Annotated in this window: 15 protein-coding genes; 14 read left to right on the top strand and 1 reads right to left on the bottom strand. The window is 49.4% G+C overall.

Annotated features, from left to right (window positions below):
* The first annotated feature begins 5 nt into the window (after positions 1-5).
* From CGZ75_RS12235 to CGZ75_RS25235, 3 genes are read left to right on the top strand one after another with little or no spacing between them, the layout of a single operon-like run.
* Entirely contained in the window at positions 6-569 is a 564-nt protein-coding gene (locus tag CGZ75_RS12235; RefSeq protein WP_245850791.1) for a RuvC family protein, read from the top strand.
* On the top strand, positions 499-1,155 hold the full coding sequence (locus tag CGZ75_RS12230) for a hypothetical protein (RefSeq protein ID WP_141136734.1): 657 nt from the start codon (positions 499-501) through the stop codon (positions 1,153-1,155). Before CGZ75_RS12235 ends, CGZ75_RS12230 begins: the two co-directional genes overlap by 71 nt.
* Before the next feature lie 24 nt (positions 1,156-1,179).
* Entirely contained in the window at positions 1,180-1,335 is a 156-nt protein-coding gene (locus tag CGZ75_RS25235) for a hypothetical protein (RefSeq protein WP_176444785.1), read from the top strand.
* Here CGZ75_RS25235 and CGZ75_RS12225 read toward each other — a convergent pair.
* The gene (locus tag CGZ75_RS12225) at positions 1,332-1,616 is read right to left on the bottom strand and encodes a hypothetical protein (RefSeq protein ID WP_089524411.1); all 285 of its coding nucleotides are present in this window, start codon (positions 1,614-1,616) and stop codon (positions 1,332-1,334) included. The two genes, CGZ75_RS25235 and CGZ75_RS12225, sit on opposite strands and share 4 nt — an antisense overlap.
* Before the next feature lie 281 nt (positions 1,617-1,897).
* Between CGZ75_RS12225 and CGZ75_RS12215 the strand changes: the two genes are divergently transcribed.
* The 11 genes from CGZ75_RS12215 (at position 1,898) to CGZ75_RS12160 (ending at position 12,347) form a co-directional block, all read left to right on the top strand.
* Positions 1,898-2,905: a coiled-coil domain-containing protein gene (locus CGZ75_RS12215; RefSeq protein ID WP_141136733.1), complete on the top strand. Its 1,008-nt coding sequence runs from the start codon at positions 1,898-1,900 to the stop codon at positions 2,903-2,905.
* Between the two features lie 70 nt (positions 2,906-2,975).
* Complete coding sequence (locus tag CGZ75_RS12210; RefSeq protein ID WP_089524408.1) at positions 2,976-3,518, top strand: sigma factor-like helix-turn-helix DNA-binding protein; 543 nt, start codon at positions 2,976-2,978, stop codon at positions 3,516-3,518.
* Between the two features lie 97 nt (positions 3,519-3,615).
* Positions 3,616-5,154 (top strand): YhjD family protein, encoded by a 1,539-nt coding sequence (locus tag CGZ75_RS12205; RefSeq protein WP_089524407.1) that lies wholly within the window; start codon positions 3,616-3,618, stop codon positions 5,152-5,154.
* Positions 5,155-5,221: 67 nt separating this feature from the next.
* A complete protein-coding gene (locus tag CGZ75_RS12200) occupies positions 5,222-5,812 on the top strand; it encodes a hypothetical protein (RefSeq protein WP_089524406.1) in 591 nt (196 codons plus the stop codon).
* A 77-nt stretch (positions 5,813-5,889) separates the two neighbouring features.
* A complete protein-coding gene (locus CGZ75_RS12195) occupies positions 5,890-6,741 on the top strand; it encodes a hypothetical protein (protein WP_089524405.1) in 852 nt (283 codons plus the stop codon).
* Positions 6,742-6,898: 157 nt separating this feature from the next.
* Positions 6,899-7,615, top strand: a complete 717-nt coding sequence (locus tag CGZ75_RS12190; protein WP_089524404.1) for a hypothetical protein — start codon at positions 6,899-6,901, stop codon at positions 7,613-7,615.
* Between the two features lie 48 nt (positions 7,616-7,663).
* Entirely contained in the window at positions 7,664-7,987 is a 324-nt protein-coding gene (locus CGZ75_RS12185; RefSeq protein WP_089524403.1) for a hypothetical protein, read from the top strand.
* A gap of 31 nt (positions 7,988-8,018) precedes the next feature.
* Complete coding sequence (locus tag CGZ75_RS12180; protein ID WP_089524402.1) at positions 8,019-9,731, top strand: terminase large subunit; 1,713 nt, start codon at positions 8,019-8,021, stop codon at positions 9,729-9,731.
* Between the two features lie 216 nt (positions 9,732-9,947).
* Positions 9,948-11,927 (top strand): portal protein, encoded by a 1,980-nt coding sequence (locus CGZ75_RS12170; protein WP_089524400.1) that lies wholly within the window; start codon positions 9,948-9,950, stop codon positions 11,925-11,927.
* The gene (locus CGZ75_RS12165; RefSeq protein WP_089524399.1) at positions 11,924-12,160 is read left to right on the top strand and encodes a hypothetical protein; all 237 of its coding nucleotides are present in this window, start codon (positions 11,924-11,926) and stop codon (positions 12,158-12,160) included. Before CGZ75_RS12170 ends, CGZ75_RS12165 begins: the two co-directional genes overlap by 4 nt.
* Entirely contained in the window at positions 12,138-12,347 is a 210-nt protein-coding gene (locus tag CGZ75_RS12160) for an Acb2/Tad1 domain-containing protein (protein ID WP_425436472.1), read from the top strand. The genes CGZ75_RS12165 and CGZ75_RS12160 overlap by 23 nt, the downstream gene beginning before the upstream one ends.
* Positions 12,348-12,365: the final 18 nt, after the last annotated feature.

Genomic DNA, 12,365 nt, shown 5'->3' with positions numbered 1-12,365 from the left:
TCGGGATGGATCCGAGCACGAAGACCGGGATTGTCATTCTGGATGAGGATGGCGAGGTTTGGGAGGAGCGGGAGATTTCGGAAGACAGCCTGAACGGCCGCTCGCCGACGCCAGAAGCGATGCTCCGACTGTTGCGGAAGGTGATGGCCCTCGTTGAGCCCGATGATCAGGTGGCCATCGAGGGTTTCGGTTTTGCGAGCCAGAGCGGGTTCCTGCTCGGCGGCATCGGCTGGGCAATCCGCTTGCAGTTGCACATCCGGGGAATACCGTTCATCGAAGTCGCACCGTCCGCGCTAAAAAAGTTCAGTGGCGCCAGCGGCAACTGCGCCAAGGAAGAGCTGGCCGTTGAGGTCTACGCTCGCTGGGGCTTTCGGAGCAAGAGCAACAACATCACGGATGCCTATGTACTGGCGCAGATCGCGCGCGCCATGCACGAGCCAATCCGGCTTATTAAAAAGCAAGAGGAAGTCATTTCAAACCTGAGAGGATCTGATAATCATGGCAAACGTTCAATTTCAAGCGAAGTTCGGGAAAATCACACTGGCAGGAAAAAACAAAATCGAGCTTGAGTTGCCGGAGAGTATAGCCTTTGCGAAGATCGCGGAGATTGCGAGTTTCAAAGGGCACGAGATCGTCGTCCAGTTCGGGAATCCGCAGGTGGAGATGCTTTTCCATTCAACGGCGGGTGGTGGCTTAATCGCTAGGGTTGACGGCCAAGGCGTTGTTCAATCTGCTGGGCGGTCAGAAGATGGCGAGGGCGATCCGGAAATGGAGCTAGACTTTGGCTCCGACGATCCGGGTGCTAGCAGTGAAGAGACGGGCGAAGGAGAGCAAGAGCAGTCAGAAGAACCGGGCGATTCAGAGCCAGGAGACAGCGCCGAAGAAGGTGAGTCAAAAAACGACAGTGAGGAAGAGGAAGACGTGAGCAAGGAAGAGCTTGAAGACTTCATTCTCTCTGTTAAACCAACCTTCCAAGACATTCCGTTCGACTTCCCCGGCATCCTTTCCAGAAAGCGCGATAGCGGAGAGTCGTGGGTCAAGATAGCGAGGTGGCTCAACACTAGCAGCTCCAAGCTTCAGGTGAGTTTCACCGCATACAAGAAACGCGTCAAGCGCATGATTCACGAGCAGAGAGAAGACAACGGGGCTGCCTAAGCCCCGTTTCCCTTGGAGGATAGCATGTGCGATAGAAAATTTCCGTATGAAGCCGAGCTGCTGAAGCTCGAAGAAGGGCAGGAAGAAGTCCTGATTATCGGAGGCAGAGCGTTCATTGTCTCGCCGGCAACTGAGGCGGACATTGAGCGAATTGGGAAAGGATTCTTTTGCCTGGATTAGGATTCTTCAGAAATTCGTAATTCCACTTGGTGTTTGCAGTTTGGGCAGCAAGTAGTAGCCATAAATTTTTTCTTTTCTTGATGTACTAAATCAAAAAGTTGAGCGGTTATTCCCGGGAGAGAAAGGGCTCCTAGAAATAACGCCATTGAGTTTACAAAAACGGTGTCTTTAATAAGAGTTTTACTAGCTATGCCGCCAATGAGAAAGAACCCCAAAAACAAAATTACTAAAATAATTGTAAGAGCGTACACAACCTTAATCCATTTAATAACTAGTTTCATATTGATTACACCCCTTTTAAAACTAGTTATCGGATGGCTTCGCGACTCCCATTACCAAGGAGGGAACAATGCGCTTCCTCAGCTGGATAAATAAAAAAGGCCGCACAAGGCGGCCAGAACACTCACAACTCAATCATAAGGCAGGAGAGGGCGATGGTAAAGGGCCGATGGGAGATTCATGGGGGCTACGCGATTCTGAAGGACTCGACGGGCCGGGAGGTTGGTCTCCTCAAGATGTTCGAACCTCAATCACAGGAGATTCTGAGAGGAGACATGAAGAAATGCCACAAGAAGAGATGCAAGCCAAGTACGATGCCCTTGAGGAAGAGAGGAGCGCTTTGAACCCTGACAACCCGGATGATCGCTTCCGCCGGACTGTGCTGGAAAATGAGCAAGCTGGGATCCTGACTCAGATTAAAGAGGCCGGGCGCCTCCAGCGTCAGGCTGAAGAGGTTGCGGATGTGCAGCTGCCAGAGGATTATGATGCTCGTTGGGGAGTCACAGGTGCTAACGGCGAGATCCGGAACTTAATTAGCCAGGTCAAAGAGTACGCGTTCGCACAGCACAACGATGAGCTCGCTACGTTGATTGATGAATATGTGGTGCGTGAGCGGGAATTACAGGAACAGCTCCAGGCACTATCAGAGCAAGCTACTGAGACAAAGCGCCTAGTGGATGATACGGCAGAAGAAATGCGAAGGGAGCGCTCAGCTAAACATGCTGCCGTTGAAGGGATGCAGGACGCCGAGCAGAAGCGCGACAACGCTGTGGCGATGCTTGAAGAGTCACAGGCGGAAGCTCAACGGTTGAAAGTCCAGAATGATAGCTACAAACGCCAGATTGACGAGTTGGAAGGCATGATGCGGACATACCGTAGCCGTCAAAGCTCCGGCAACAAGGGTGGCATGATCCTGACATCCACGCTTCCAAAAGAGAGCGATGAGGATCGGGAAGAGCGACTGAAACGCGAGAAGCTGGAGCAACTCAACCGTCAACTCCAAGCCCGCGGTATTGATCCGCTTCCAGTACCTCCCTTGTCCGGATCCGTCATCTTTCCCTCTGCGGCTGATGATGCACCAGCGAGTGTACCGGCGGAAGAGGTGAAACCGGCAGACGAGCGATTTTCTACGGATGCGGTTCCACACGACTCCTTGGACGGACAGCCCGCTGATGGAGCGGTGGCGCTCTCGCCAGAAGAAGTTATTGCAAGATTCACAGCACTGGAAGGAAGAATTGAACGCCTCGAAGCGCAACGGATTCCCGTAATGCACGGAACACAGTCGGCCTAATTCATAAACAATCGCCAGGAGCGCCCATAGCGGCGCTCTTTGGCTCATTTAGAAGGAGGATGAACAGAGAATGGCAATCGGACCGCTGTATACGAAGTATGAAGCCTTTACAATCATGAACATGGGGCCGGCGACAGCTGACAACTACCGGCGCTCCCGGAAGATGACACGTGCCGTGCATTCAAGGGCAACCGATAAGGCAGAGCGGCGAGTCCTTGCTGAAATGGTGGCGGAGTGCGATTACGTCATCGACTGGCTGGAGACTGGCCGACGGCCAGGAAGCTTCACTGGTGCGGAGCGTGCGGTGCGCGTTCAGACTTGGGATCCGTCGATTCTAGACAGCTATAGCAGCCCGAACAGTCGCTGGGTGATTGAGAGGGACAAAAGCTCTCGCGACCTGACAGATGACGAGCGCTTCCGCATTGAGGAGGCTATGCGGGACCTCTCTCAAAGGGAGCGGCAATGTTACATGCTGAATGTGGTCGACGGTATGACGTTCGAGGAGATTAGCAGGGAGCTTCATGTTGGGCGGAGCAGTGTTCAGAAGTATATTGAGCGGGCACGTGAGAAAATCGAAAATACAAAGATGACGAGCTTGTTCCTTTTGGAATAAGCTTTTTTTGAGTTAATAGATTCTATTGGAAAGAACATGGGATACCAATATACTATCCTCTGAGGTGATTCTAGTGAATCAACAGGGGAGAGTAATTTTGTTTATTGATTTCCAATCGCTTTATGCGTCTATGGAAAAAGCGGCACATCCACAATACAAAAATCGCCCTGTCGTCGTAGGGGATCCAGCGAGCATGGACGGCATGGTGCTGGCGGTCTGCCCGATGGCTAAGGAGAGAGGTGTATTGACTGGTTGGCTTATTAGAGAGGCGCTGGCTAAATGCCCCGAGCTCGTAGTTATCCGGCCTCGAATCAAAGCCTACATTGAAATTTCTCATCTTATTAGCAACATTCTTAAATCTTATTCAGACCAGTTTCAACCATTTAGTATTGATGAGCAGTTCATAGACATCACGATTTCTGCCAATTTATACGATACTCCAGAAGAATTGGCTCATATTATTCAAAATCATATCTTCTTGTCCACTGGCGTTTGGGCCCGAATAGGGATCGGGCCAACCAAAATTATGGCCAAGATGGCCATTGATAATTGTACAAAAGAAGGGCCGGAAGGCGTGTTTACGCTATGGCGCGAGATGCTGGAGTCGACTTTTTGGACGCTGCCGGTGAAACAGTTATTCATGGTGGGGGCAAGGATGACACGCCATTTTACACAAATGGTGCTTCTCACAATAGGTAACATTGCCCGTTTAGAGCTCCAGGAGTTTAAAAGTCGTTTGTCAATTGAGATGGGTAAACAGAGTGATAATCTGGCGGTCTATTACTGGCAAATGGCCAGGGGACTCGATCCAAGCCTCGTTAAAACAGACATACAGGAATCTTTTAGTCAAAGTAGAGCACTCCAGTTGCAGATATTCCGCAGCTTGGCAGATATCGAGGCTGTTTTACTAGAATTAATAATAGAAGTCTCTCAACAAATGAGGCGGCATAATTATAGGACTGCGGTTGTCTCCATATCTGCTATTGAGACAGAAGGGGATCAAACTGGTGGTTTTAGTCGGCAGATTAAGCTATCTCAGCCGACCTTTCTGATTCACGAGATAGCTGAAATAGCGGTAAAGGTCCTGCGCGAACTTTGGAATGGTATGCCGGTGAGTCGCTTGAGCGTAACCCTTTCAGAACTGACGGATGAAAGTATCGTTCTAGGAACACAAAATAAAGGAATGGACGAGAGAGGGCATCAAAAAACCATTTGTTCCCGCCTCCATCATAAGAGAGGTGCCTATTATGTAGGTAGACATGGAGCGCAAGTTGCTAAAGCGGTAAAGGTCTCCACTGCGGAGGAGCGCTTGATGATTAGTAAATACATCTTCCTGCTTTACCTGGAGAAGATGGCTCATAAGGAACTTCTAGAGCTTGAAAACTCATCATACCCACTCCTGCGTGTCTATAAGATGACTATTTACAACGTTTTGAATCAATTTATTAACGAAATCTACTTCCTTCGGCGTGAACTTCGCAGCCGTAATATTCGAATGCTTTCGGAAAATCACTCAAGTGCCGATATATACCTCCGGTACTCTTGTCGCGGATATGAAGAGCACTTTGTCATGAAGCAGGAGGTTATGCATTCTAAAATTAAAGAACAGATAAAGCACTATACGGAAAAGTTCTAATCAAGAAGCTTAATTTGTTTCTTCTTGGAAATTTAGCTTTTTAATTGTTGAAGGGAGTCAGAGAGAGGTGAAACTCACTGATTTTATTAGCATCATTACGCTTATCGGTGTTGCTGGGACTTTTTTGTCAGGCTTATCTAACATGAAAAAATATCAATTTGAAAAGAACAGGGATTTAAATTTAAAGAAATTAGAGAGAGTCTATGCACCGTTATATTCTCACTTAGTTAAACAAGAATTAGTGAGAGGATATTTGCCTAAGGAATTCACTCGCAATTCATTCCCTATATTTGATTTAGTTAATAGAGCCCCAAGTGTTATGGGATTTACTTTGTATCATATTTTTACAAGAGCTAAAGATGAACCGTTGTTTATAGATCGTACTGATATAATTAATATTGTAAAAGAAAATAAAGAGCTATCCTCTCATTTATTATTAAAAAGAGTGAGCGAATATGAGGTTTTAATATATATACGAGAATGTATTTTAAGAAATAGTGCTGGAGTTGATGTTGAGCCAGTAAAAAAACATATTCAATTAACTGAAAAATTAATAGTTGATGAAATAGTACTTGGATATAAGAAGTTAATTGTTGATCTGAAGCTAGAGGAACAGGATTCAATAGCACGGATAGATCAGTTTTATGAAAAAAACTAGTACTATTGACGAGCTTATTCCTTCTGGGATAAGCTTTTTTTATTGTTAATTTTCCATATGATTTAGGGGGAGTCTTTTTGACAAATATATTAGCTGATAGTGATGAAGAGAATGTCCAATCTTTAAAAACCTGCTTTGTGATTATGCCAATTGCTGATGCCGATGGTTATGAGCAAGGGCATTTTAAACGTGTATATGATTACATTATAAGAGAGGCTTGTAAGAGAGCAGGATTTAAAGCAATTAGAGCAGATGATGTACTGCAAACAAATGTAATTGTTGTTGATATAATAAAGCAAATTTTGGATTGTGATATGGCTATTTGCGATTTAAGTGGTAGAAATCCAAACGTGCTATACGAATTGGGAATAAGGCAGGCATTTGATAAGCCTGTAACCCTAATAAAAGATAACCTAACTCAACGTATATTTGATATTTCTGTTTTACGCGATGTTGAATATAGTAGCTCTTTACGGATCGATACCGTCGAAAGAGACATAACTGCAATCGAGAAATCATTAAAAGCCACATATGAAAATCGGGACTCCGGAGATCTGAATTCTCTAATGAAATTTGTGGGAATAAAACCGGCGACTGAAAAGGTATCTGAAATAGCACATGATACCTTGGTAATACTTGAAGCAATAAATAACATATCGACAAAAGTCAATAAGTTAGAACAGATCAATAATAACTATATTGTGAAAGACTTTGATTTAATACGTGGACAAAACGTATCTCATAAAATTCATGGGCTAGGGAAAATTACGAAAATACTTGAAAATGGTGGTTGTATTGTTCACTTTACGAGAGATAATGAACTAGTTATTGTTGAACAAAATTCATTAGTGCCTACGAATCGTTTACTAACGAAGATTATTAAAAACAAAGAGGCACTTATAAATGATACCGTTGAAATTATTGAGTAATTATTTAGTCGTACACCTCGCCATTTAACGAAAAGCATAACGTTAAGCCTCGAGCCCTTGCTATAAAAGGGATTGAGGCTTTTTTGATTGGGATTTTAACGGAAAGCCTAGGCTCCAAGCCTCGTCGTTTAATTTTTAACGTTAAGGAGGGCGGACGATGGCAAAGCCGCTGAAGATTGAACAGCTTGGTCTGCAGCACATCGTTGCGGCCGGCATTAAAGATGGGAAGAATCCGCAGCAGATTGCGGCGCAGTGTTCAAAGGAAGCGGAGGAGCCTATTAGCAATATGGCAGTGCGGCGGTACTTGGAGACTTTGGAGGTAAGCAAGATTACTCCAGCTCAAGCTGCTGCAGCACCTGTCTCCACTAAAGTACCGGTAGAACAGAAGCAGCGGATAGTGCGCAAGGATCCTGAGCGTGTGACGAAGCTGATCGATCGTGACATTGACCTGATAGAGCTTCAGTTCCGGACAACACAGGCGCTGGCTGATCGCTTTGATTGGATCGCTGACCTGCCGGACATGTTCGAGCGGCGCATGATCATGATGCGGGACATGCTCAAGGATGACGGTGTCGATGTATCCGCGCTGGATAGCTGGGGCATCGGCTTCACCTTGGAGCTTCGGCGTAATATCGGCACGATGACGGCTCTTAATAGGGAGCTGCGGGAGAACGCAAGGTTCATGGCGACACTACGGGAGAAGGCGTTCGAGTTCTCGCTGATCCAGGAGTACCTGTCCGTCTTCATGGACATCTTTCGACAGGAGAATGCCGAAGCTTACGAGATAGCCGAGACAAAGATCGCGGCCAACCCGCGCTTGCAGCGGATTGTTGAGCAGCAACAGCAGATGAGGGGTTATGAAAACGTGAATTGATAGAGCCTCCCTTCCGATGTAGAATAAATTGGAAGGGAGGTGTGGAAGATGGAAATCAAAGGTTTAAAGGAACTTCAAAAGAAGCTCGCCGGATTAAATGATGCCATGAAGGATGATGTCAATGGAGAGCATTCTTTAAAAGATCTCATGAATGAGTCTTTTATGAAGCGGAATACTCAATTTTCTTCTCTCGATGAGTTCCTTGATGCAAGCCCATTTGAAATTAACTCGAATGAGGATTTCAAGAAGATTGACGAAACTGAGTTGAATGCTTACGTTTCTGATAAAACGAACTTTTCTACCTGGGAAGAAATGCAGGGTGAGGCAGGGAAAGAATTCGTTGCTGCAAAAGTAAAAGACTATTTTAAGTAAAGAAGACGCCTCCTTTGGAGGTGTTTTTTTATTGGTGGTGAAAGAGGCAATGTTTCTTGCCAAAATCCATAACCGAATCAAGGAGCAGGCGAAGGTAAAAAACACACCCAAGTGGGAGCGGAGGCCGCGCGAGTACATCCAGGAGCGGTTCTATATCCGGAACAAGACGAAGCAGGTCGTTCAGCTTCGCTTCAACCCGATTCAGGATCTGTACTGGAATGACAAGACGAATCGCGACATTATCCTAAAACCTCGCCAGCTGGGCTTTTCAACGCTCACGCTGGCGAGGTTTTTTGAGGCGGTTGTCAATGAGGAGAATGTCACGGCCGTTGTCGTGGCGCATGATGCGGACAGTACGCAGAAGCTCTTCCAGACGGTCCAGCTGATGTACGAGCGGCTGCCAGAAGCGAAGAAGGAGCAGCTGAACAACGGCAAGAACCGGCCGAAGTACGGCAACCGGAAGGAGTTCTTCTTCGCGGGGAACAACAGCCGGATCTACGTAGGTACTGCGGGCTCATCCAGCTTCGGTCGCGGACAGACGATTAACTATCTGCTCTGTTCCGAGACCGCCTTCTGGCCGAATCCAGAGGAGCTGATGACCGGCCTCCTGCAGGCGGTGCCACCTGATGGCGAAATTGTCATCGAGAGCACGGCCAACGGCGTCGGCAACTACTACCACCAAACCTATGAGGATGCGAAGCGCGGCGGGAACAACTGGCGCGCACATTTCTATGCCTGGTTCCAGCATCCGGAGTATCTGCTTCCGCTAGCGGTCGGCGAGCGACTCGAGTACGACGATGAGGAGCAGAAGCTGGTCGAGCGGTACGGACTCAGCATGGAGCAGATCAAGTGGCGGCGCTGGAAGATCAGCGAGATGCCGCAGACGGCGGACCGAAGCAAGGAGGATCAGTTCCGGCAGGAGTATCCCGCGAACGACCTGGAGGCTTTCCTCATGACAGGTACGCCGGTGTTCGACAGCAGGAAGGTTATGGTTCGCATCGAGCTGCTCCGCGTCAAGTACGAGGAACAGCGCAAGGCAGGCGAGGGGCCGGTTCGAGGCAGCTTCGTCTATACCTACCAACAGGAACGGATAGTCGACAGTTCCATTCGGTTCATGCCGGATCCTAATGGTGTTTGCACCATATACAAATATCCGGAGCCACGGCGGCCGTACGCGATGGGCGGCGACACATCTGAGGGCGGCAAGGACTATTCCGCTGGCCAGATGCTCGACAACATCACCGGCGAGCAGGTAGCGGTCTGGCACGGCCACAGTGACACGGACTTGTATGCCAAGCAGATGTATTGCTTCGGTAAGTATTACGGTTACGCGCTACTGGCCATCGAAATGAACTTCGACTTGCATCCGATCAAGGAGCTGGAGCGGCTAGGATACTGGCGGCAATACCGGTGCGAGAAGCTGGATGACATCAACGAGCCGGAGCAGACCAAGCACGGCTTCCGGACGACGAGCGTCACGCGACCGGTCATCATCGCTGAGTTGGTCACGGTTGTGCGTGAGAGCATCGAGCTAATCAACGACCTGGCGACGCTGCACGAGATGCTGTCCTTCGTTCGCGGGCCGACGGGTAAGCCCGAAGCATCACCAGGCAAGCACGATGACCTGATCCTGTCGTTGGCCATTGCTCATCAGGCTCGCGGGCAGCAGAGTATGCAGCTTGAGCCGGAGCAGCAGTATGACACAGGCGATTATGAGGTGGCGTTTGGAGGGACAGGGTATTGAAGCGAACGATACGGCTCCAGTACTCTCGGGCAGACCGGGAGGCAACTGGCTTGATGATAGATTGCTGCAGGAATCGGCATTTGATAATCGATCTCTACGGGGACCCAGGAGCTGCGTACTGCTGTCGTAGTTGTGGGCGGCCGCTAGCCTGTATGGGGATTGACGGTAAGCTCTACCGCGTGGGTGATCCAGTCATAGAGGGGAGGAGGGACAAGGATGGCAACAAGCAGCAATAAAAAGAGAACGGCGGCCTGGTACATGACCAGAATCGAAGCGTCCGAGAACTACCGGGATCGCACATACAAGGAGCGATGGACTCGATACTACAAGATCTATCGCAACATGGTGGATAAGCTGACTGATAGGCAGACGGGTAAGGTCATCACCGACAGGAGCAACATCAGCATTCCCATGGCTTTCACGATGCTTGAGACGATCCTTCCACGCTTGGTGGAGACGCTGTTCGCTGCGCGTCCGTATGTGCGATTGCGGGGCGTGCCGATTGATGTGATGGATTTCCGGACTAATAAGGAAACGAAGCCTTGGGAGGCTGCAGCTCGGAAGATGGAGGTACTGCTGGACTATCAGCATAACGTGCCGATGGACTTGCAGGACCTGTTCATTAGCGGGCTTAAAACCTGCTGCCTCTATGGTACGACGGTCGCCTACACGGGCTGGCGATACTCGGAGCGGAAGCGTATCCGTCGAGAGCTGCAGCCAGTCATGAGCGACGAGCTGGATCCGTTAACGGGTGAGCCAATGCCGCTGATGGACGATGATGGCATGACTCCCGTCCAAGATTGGCAGCCGATTGAGGAGACTACAATCGATTACGACGATCCAGAGGTCAAGTTCATGGACTTGGGCCTATTTTTCGTGGATCCGAACGCGGAGGATATTGAAGATGCGCGGTATTGTGGCCATGCCGCCTACCTCTCAAAAGAGGAGCTTCAACGCATGGCCGACGATGATGACGAGATGAAGCTGGACTGGAAGAAGATCCCGAAGCAGTCGGCCAAGAATAAGGCCCGCGATTATCGTATGAACGCGATCGGGCTACCAAACGTCGACGATGCCAATTTGGAGCAGGACGGAGATGACAGTCTCTACGAGGTGCACTTCTACTGGGAGGACGACCGGCAGGTCATCATTATCAACCGGACGTACCTGGCGAAGGACGGGGGAAATCCGTTCTGGCACAAGAAAAAGCCCTACGACAAGGACGTGTACTGCGACGATCCCGGCAACTTCTACGGCATAGGGGTAATGGAGACTCTCTATGATCTACAGATGGAGCTGAATACGGAGCGGAATCAACGCATCGACTACCGTTCATACAGCATGCGTAGGATGTGGAAGGTGCGACGAGGTGCGGTTGTCGATCGCAACCAGCTCAAATGGCGGCAAGGTGGCATCGTCGAGGTCGACAAAATGGATGATCTGGTGACGCTAGACGCTTCAGACAGCAATCTAGGCAACTCATATAACCAAGAGGCCACGATCAAAAAGGATGCTCAGGATGCTACTGGCGCACAGGATGTAGTGATGGGATCCAGCGGTGCAAGTGAGACGGCTACGACGACCATGAGCAAGGACAACAACGCCAGTGTACGCTTCAAGATGATCATTTCAAGCTTGGAAAAGAAGTTGTTGGTTGCCATTAGCCGGAAGATGATTCAGTTAAACCAGCAGTATATCGACGACATCCGGCTTCTCCCGCTCTTTGACAAGGACGAAGCGGAGTGGCCGGAGATCAGCCCGGAGGAGATCCAAGGCGAATTCTTCCTGACTCCGGCAGGCAGTAGCGTCGAGCCTATCGCCAACAAGGAAGCCTACAAACAACGGATGGTTGAGCTCTACAACATCGCGAGCAAGGATCCTTTCTATCAGCAATTCCCATTGAAGCGGCGCGCTTTGCTGGAGAAGATCCTCGAAGCCTACGACATCCAAGATACGGACGAGCTGCTGCCGACCGATGCTGAGCTTAATGGCCAGATTCAGCAGCAGGCCGTCATGCAGTTCCTCCAGACTTTGCCGCCGGACATCGCCCAGGCGCTAATACCGTTTGCTCAAGGCGCTGGGCAGCAACCGGATCCGCAAGGCGCTCCTCCTGATGGTGGGATTGCGGCGGGCGGAGGTGCAAACACCGCACTGATGCAGGAACAAGGGCTGCAGATGCAGGAATCGGGATTATGAGTGCGCAGCAGCAGGCGCAAGAGTTGCGCTTCCTCGTTGAGATGGCCGGCTGGCAACAGGTAGAGAGCTTCATAGCAGGGCGCATCCATGACCGTATGCAGCAACTGCGGACGTGTGGTAGTTGGGAAGAAGTTATTCAGCACCGCGCCGGAGTCGAGGCTCTGGAGTCGGTGCTTTTATATATATCCACTACGATTGAGAAGGGAATTGATGATGATGAGCCAGCAGATTGAGAACAATTTTAAGTACCACGCCCCGAAAGAAGGACAGCCAGAGCAGTACGAGAAGATTCGGAGCATGGCCAAGGAGTTGGCCTACCTGATCGAGGCTGAGGTACCGAACAGTCGCGAGAAGTCGTTGGCCATGACTAACCTTGAACAGTCGGTGTTTTGGGCAAACGCAGGCATCGCACGCAATTGATCCCTGGGCGTCAGCGAG

The sequence above is a fragment of the Paenibacillus herberti genome (genome assembly GCF_002233675.1).
Classification (GTDB): Bacteria; Bacillota; Bacilli; order Paenibacillales; family Paenibacillaceae; genus Paenibacillus_O; species Paenibacillus_O herberti.
The sequence above is the reverse complement of the archived record's forward strand: the minus strand, read 5'-3'. Positions and strand labels throughout refer to the sequence as shown.

What these genes read in the sequence shown, in the direction of transcription:
- CGZ75_RS12160 (WP_425436472.1), top strand. Translation starts at nt 12,138, where the DNA reads ATGATGATGAGCCAGCAGATTGAGAACAATTTTAAGTACCACGCCCCG.
- CGZ75_RS12170 (WP_089524400.1), top strand. Translation starts at nt 9,948, where the DNA reads ATGGCAACAAGCAGCAATAAAAAGAGAACGGCGGCCTGGTACATGACC.
- CGZ75_RS12210 (WP_089524408.1), top strand. Translation starts at nt 2,976, where the DNA reads ATGGCAATCGGACCGCTGTATACGAAGTATGAAGCCTTTACAATCATG.
- CGZ75_RS12235 (WP_245850791.1), top strand. Translation starts at nt 6, where the DNA reads ATGGATCCGAGCACGAAGACCGGGATTGTCATTCTGGATGAGGATGGC.
- CGZ75_RS12215 (WP_141136733.1), top strand. Translation starts at nt 1,898, where the DNA reads ATGCCACAAGAAGAGATGCAAGCCAAGTACGATGCCCTTGAGGAAGAG.
- CGZ75_RS25235 (WP_176444785.1), top strand. Translation starts at nt 1,180, where the DNA reads ATGTGCGATAGAAAATTTCCGTATGAAGCCGAGCTGCTGAAGCTCGAA.
- CGZ75_RS12165 (WP_089524399.1), top strand. Translation starts at nt 11,924, where the DNA reads ATGAGTGCGCAGCAGCAGGCGCAAGAGTTGCGCTTCCTCGTTGAGATG.
- CGZ75_RS12230 (WP_141136734.1), top strand. Translation starts at nt 499, where the DNA reads ATGGCAAACGTTCAATTTCAAGCGAAGTTCGGGAAAATCACACTGGCA.
- CGZ75_RS12185 (WP_089524403.1), top strand. Translation starts at nt 7,664, where the DNA reads ATGGAAATCAAAGGTTTAAAGGAACTTCAAAAGAAGCTCGCCGGATTA.
- CGZ75_RS12190 (WP_089524404.1), top strand. Translation starts at nt 6,899, where the DNA reads ATGGCAAAGCCGCTGAAGATTGAACAGCTTGGTCTGCAGCACATCGTT.
- CGZ75_RS12225 (WP_089524411.1), bottom strand. Translation starts at nt 1,616, where the DNA reads ATGAAACTAGTTATTAAATGGATTAAGGTTGTGTACGCTCTTACAATT.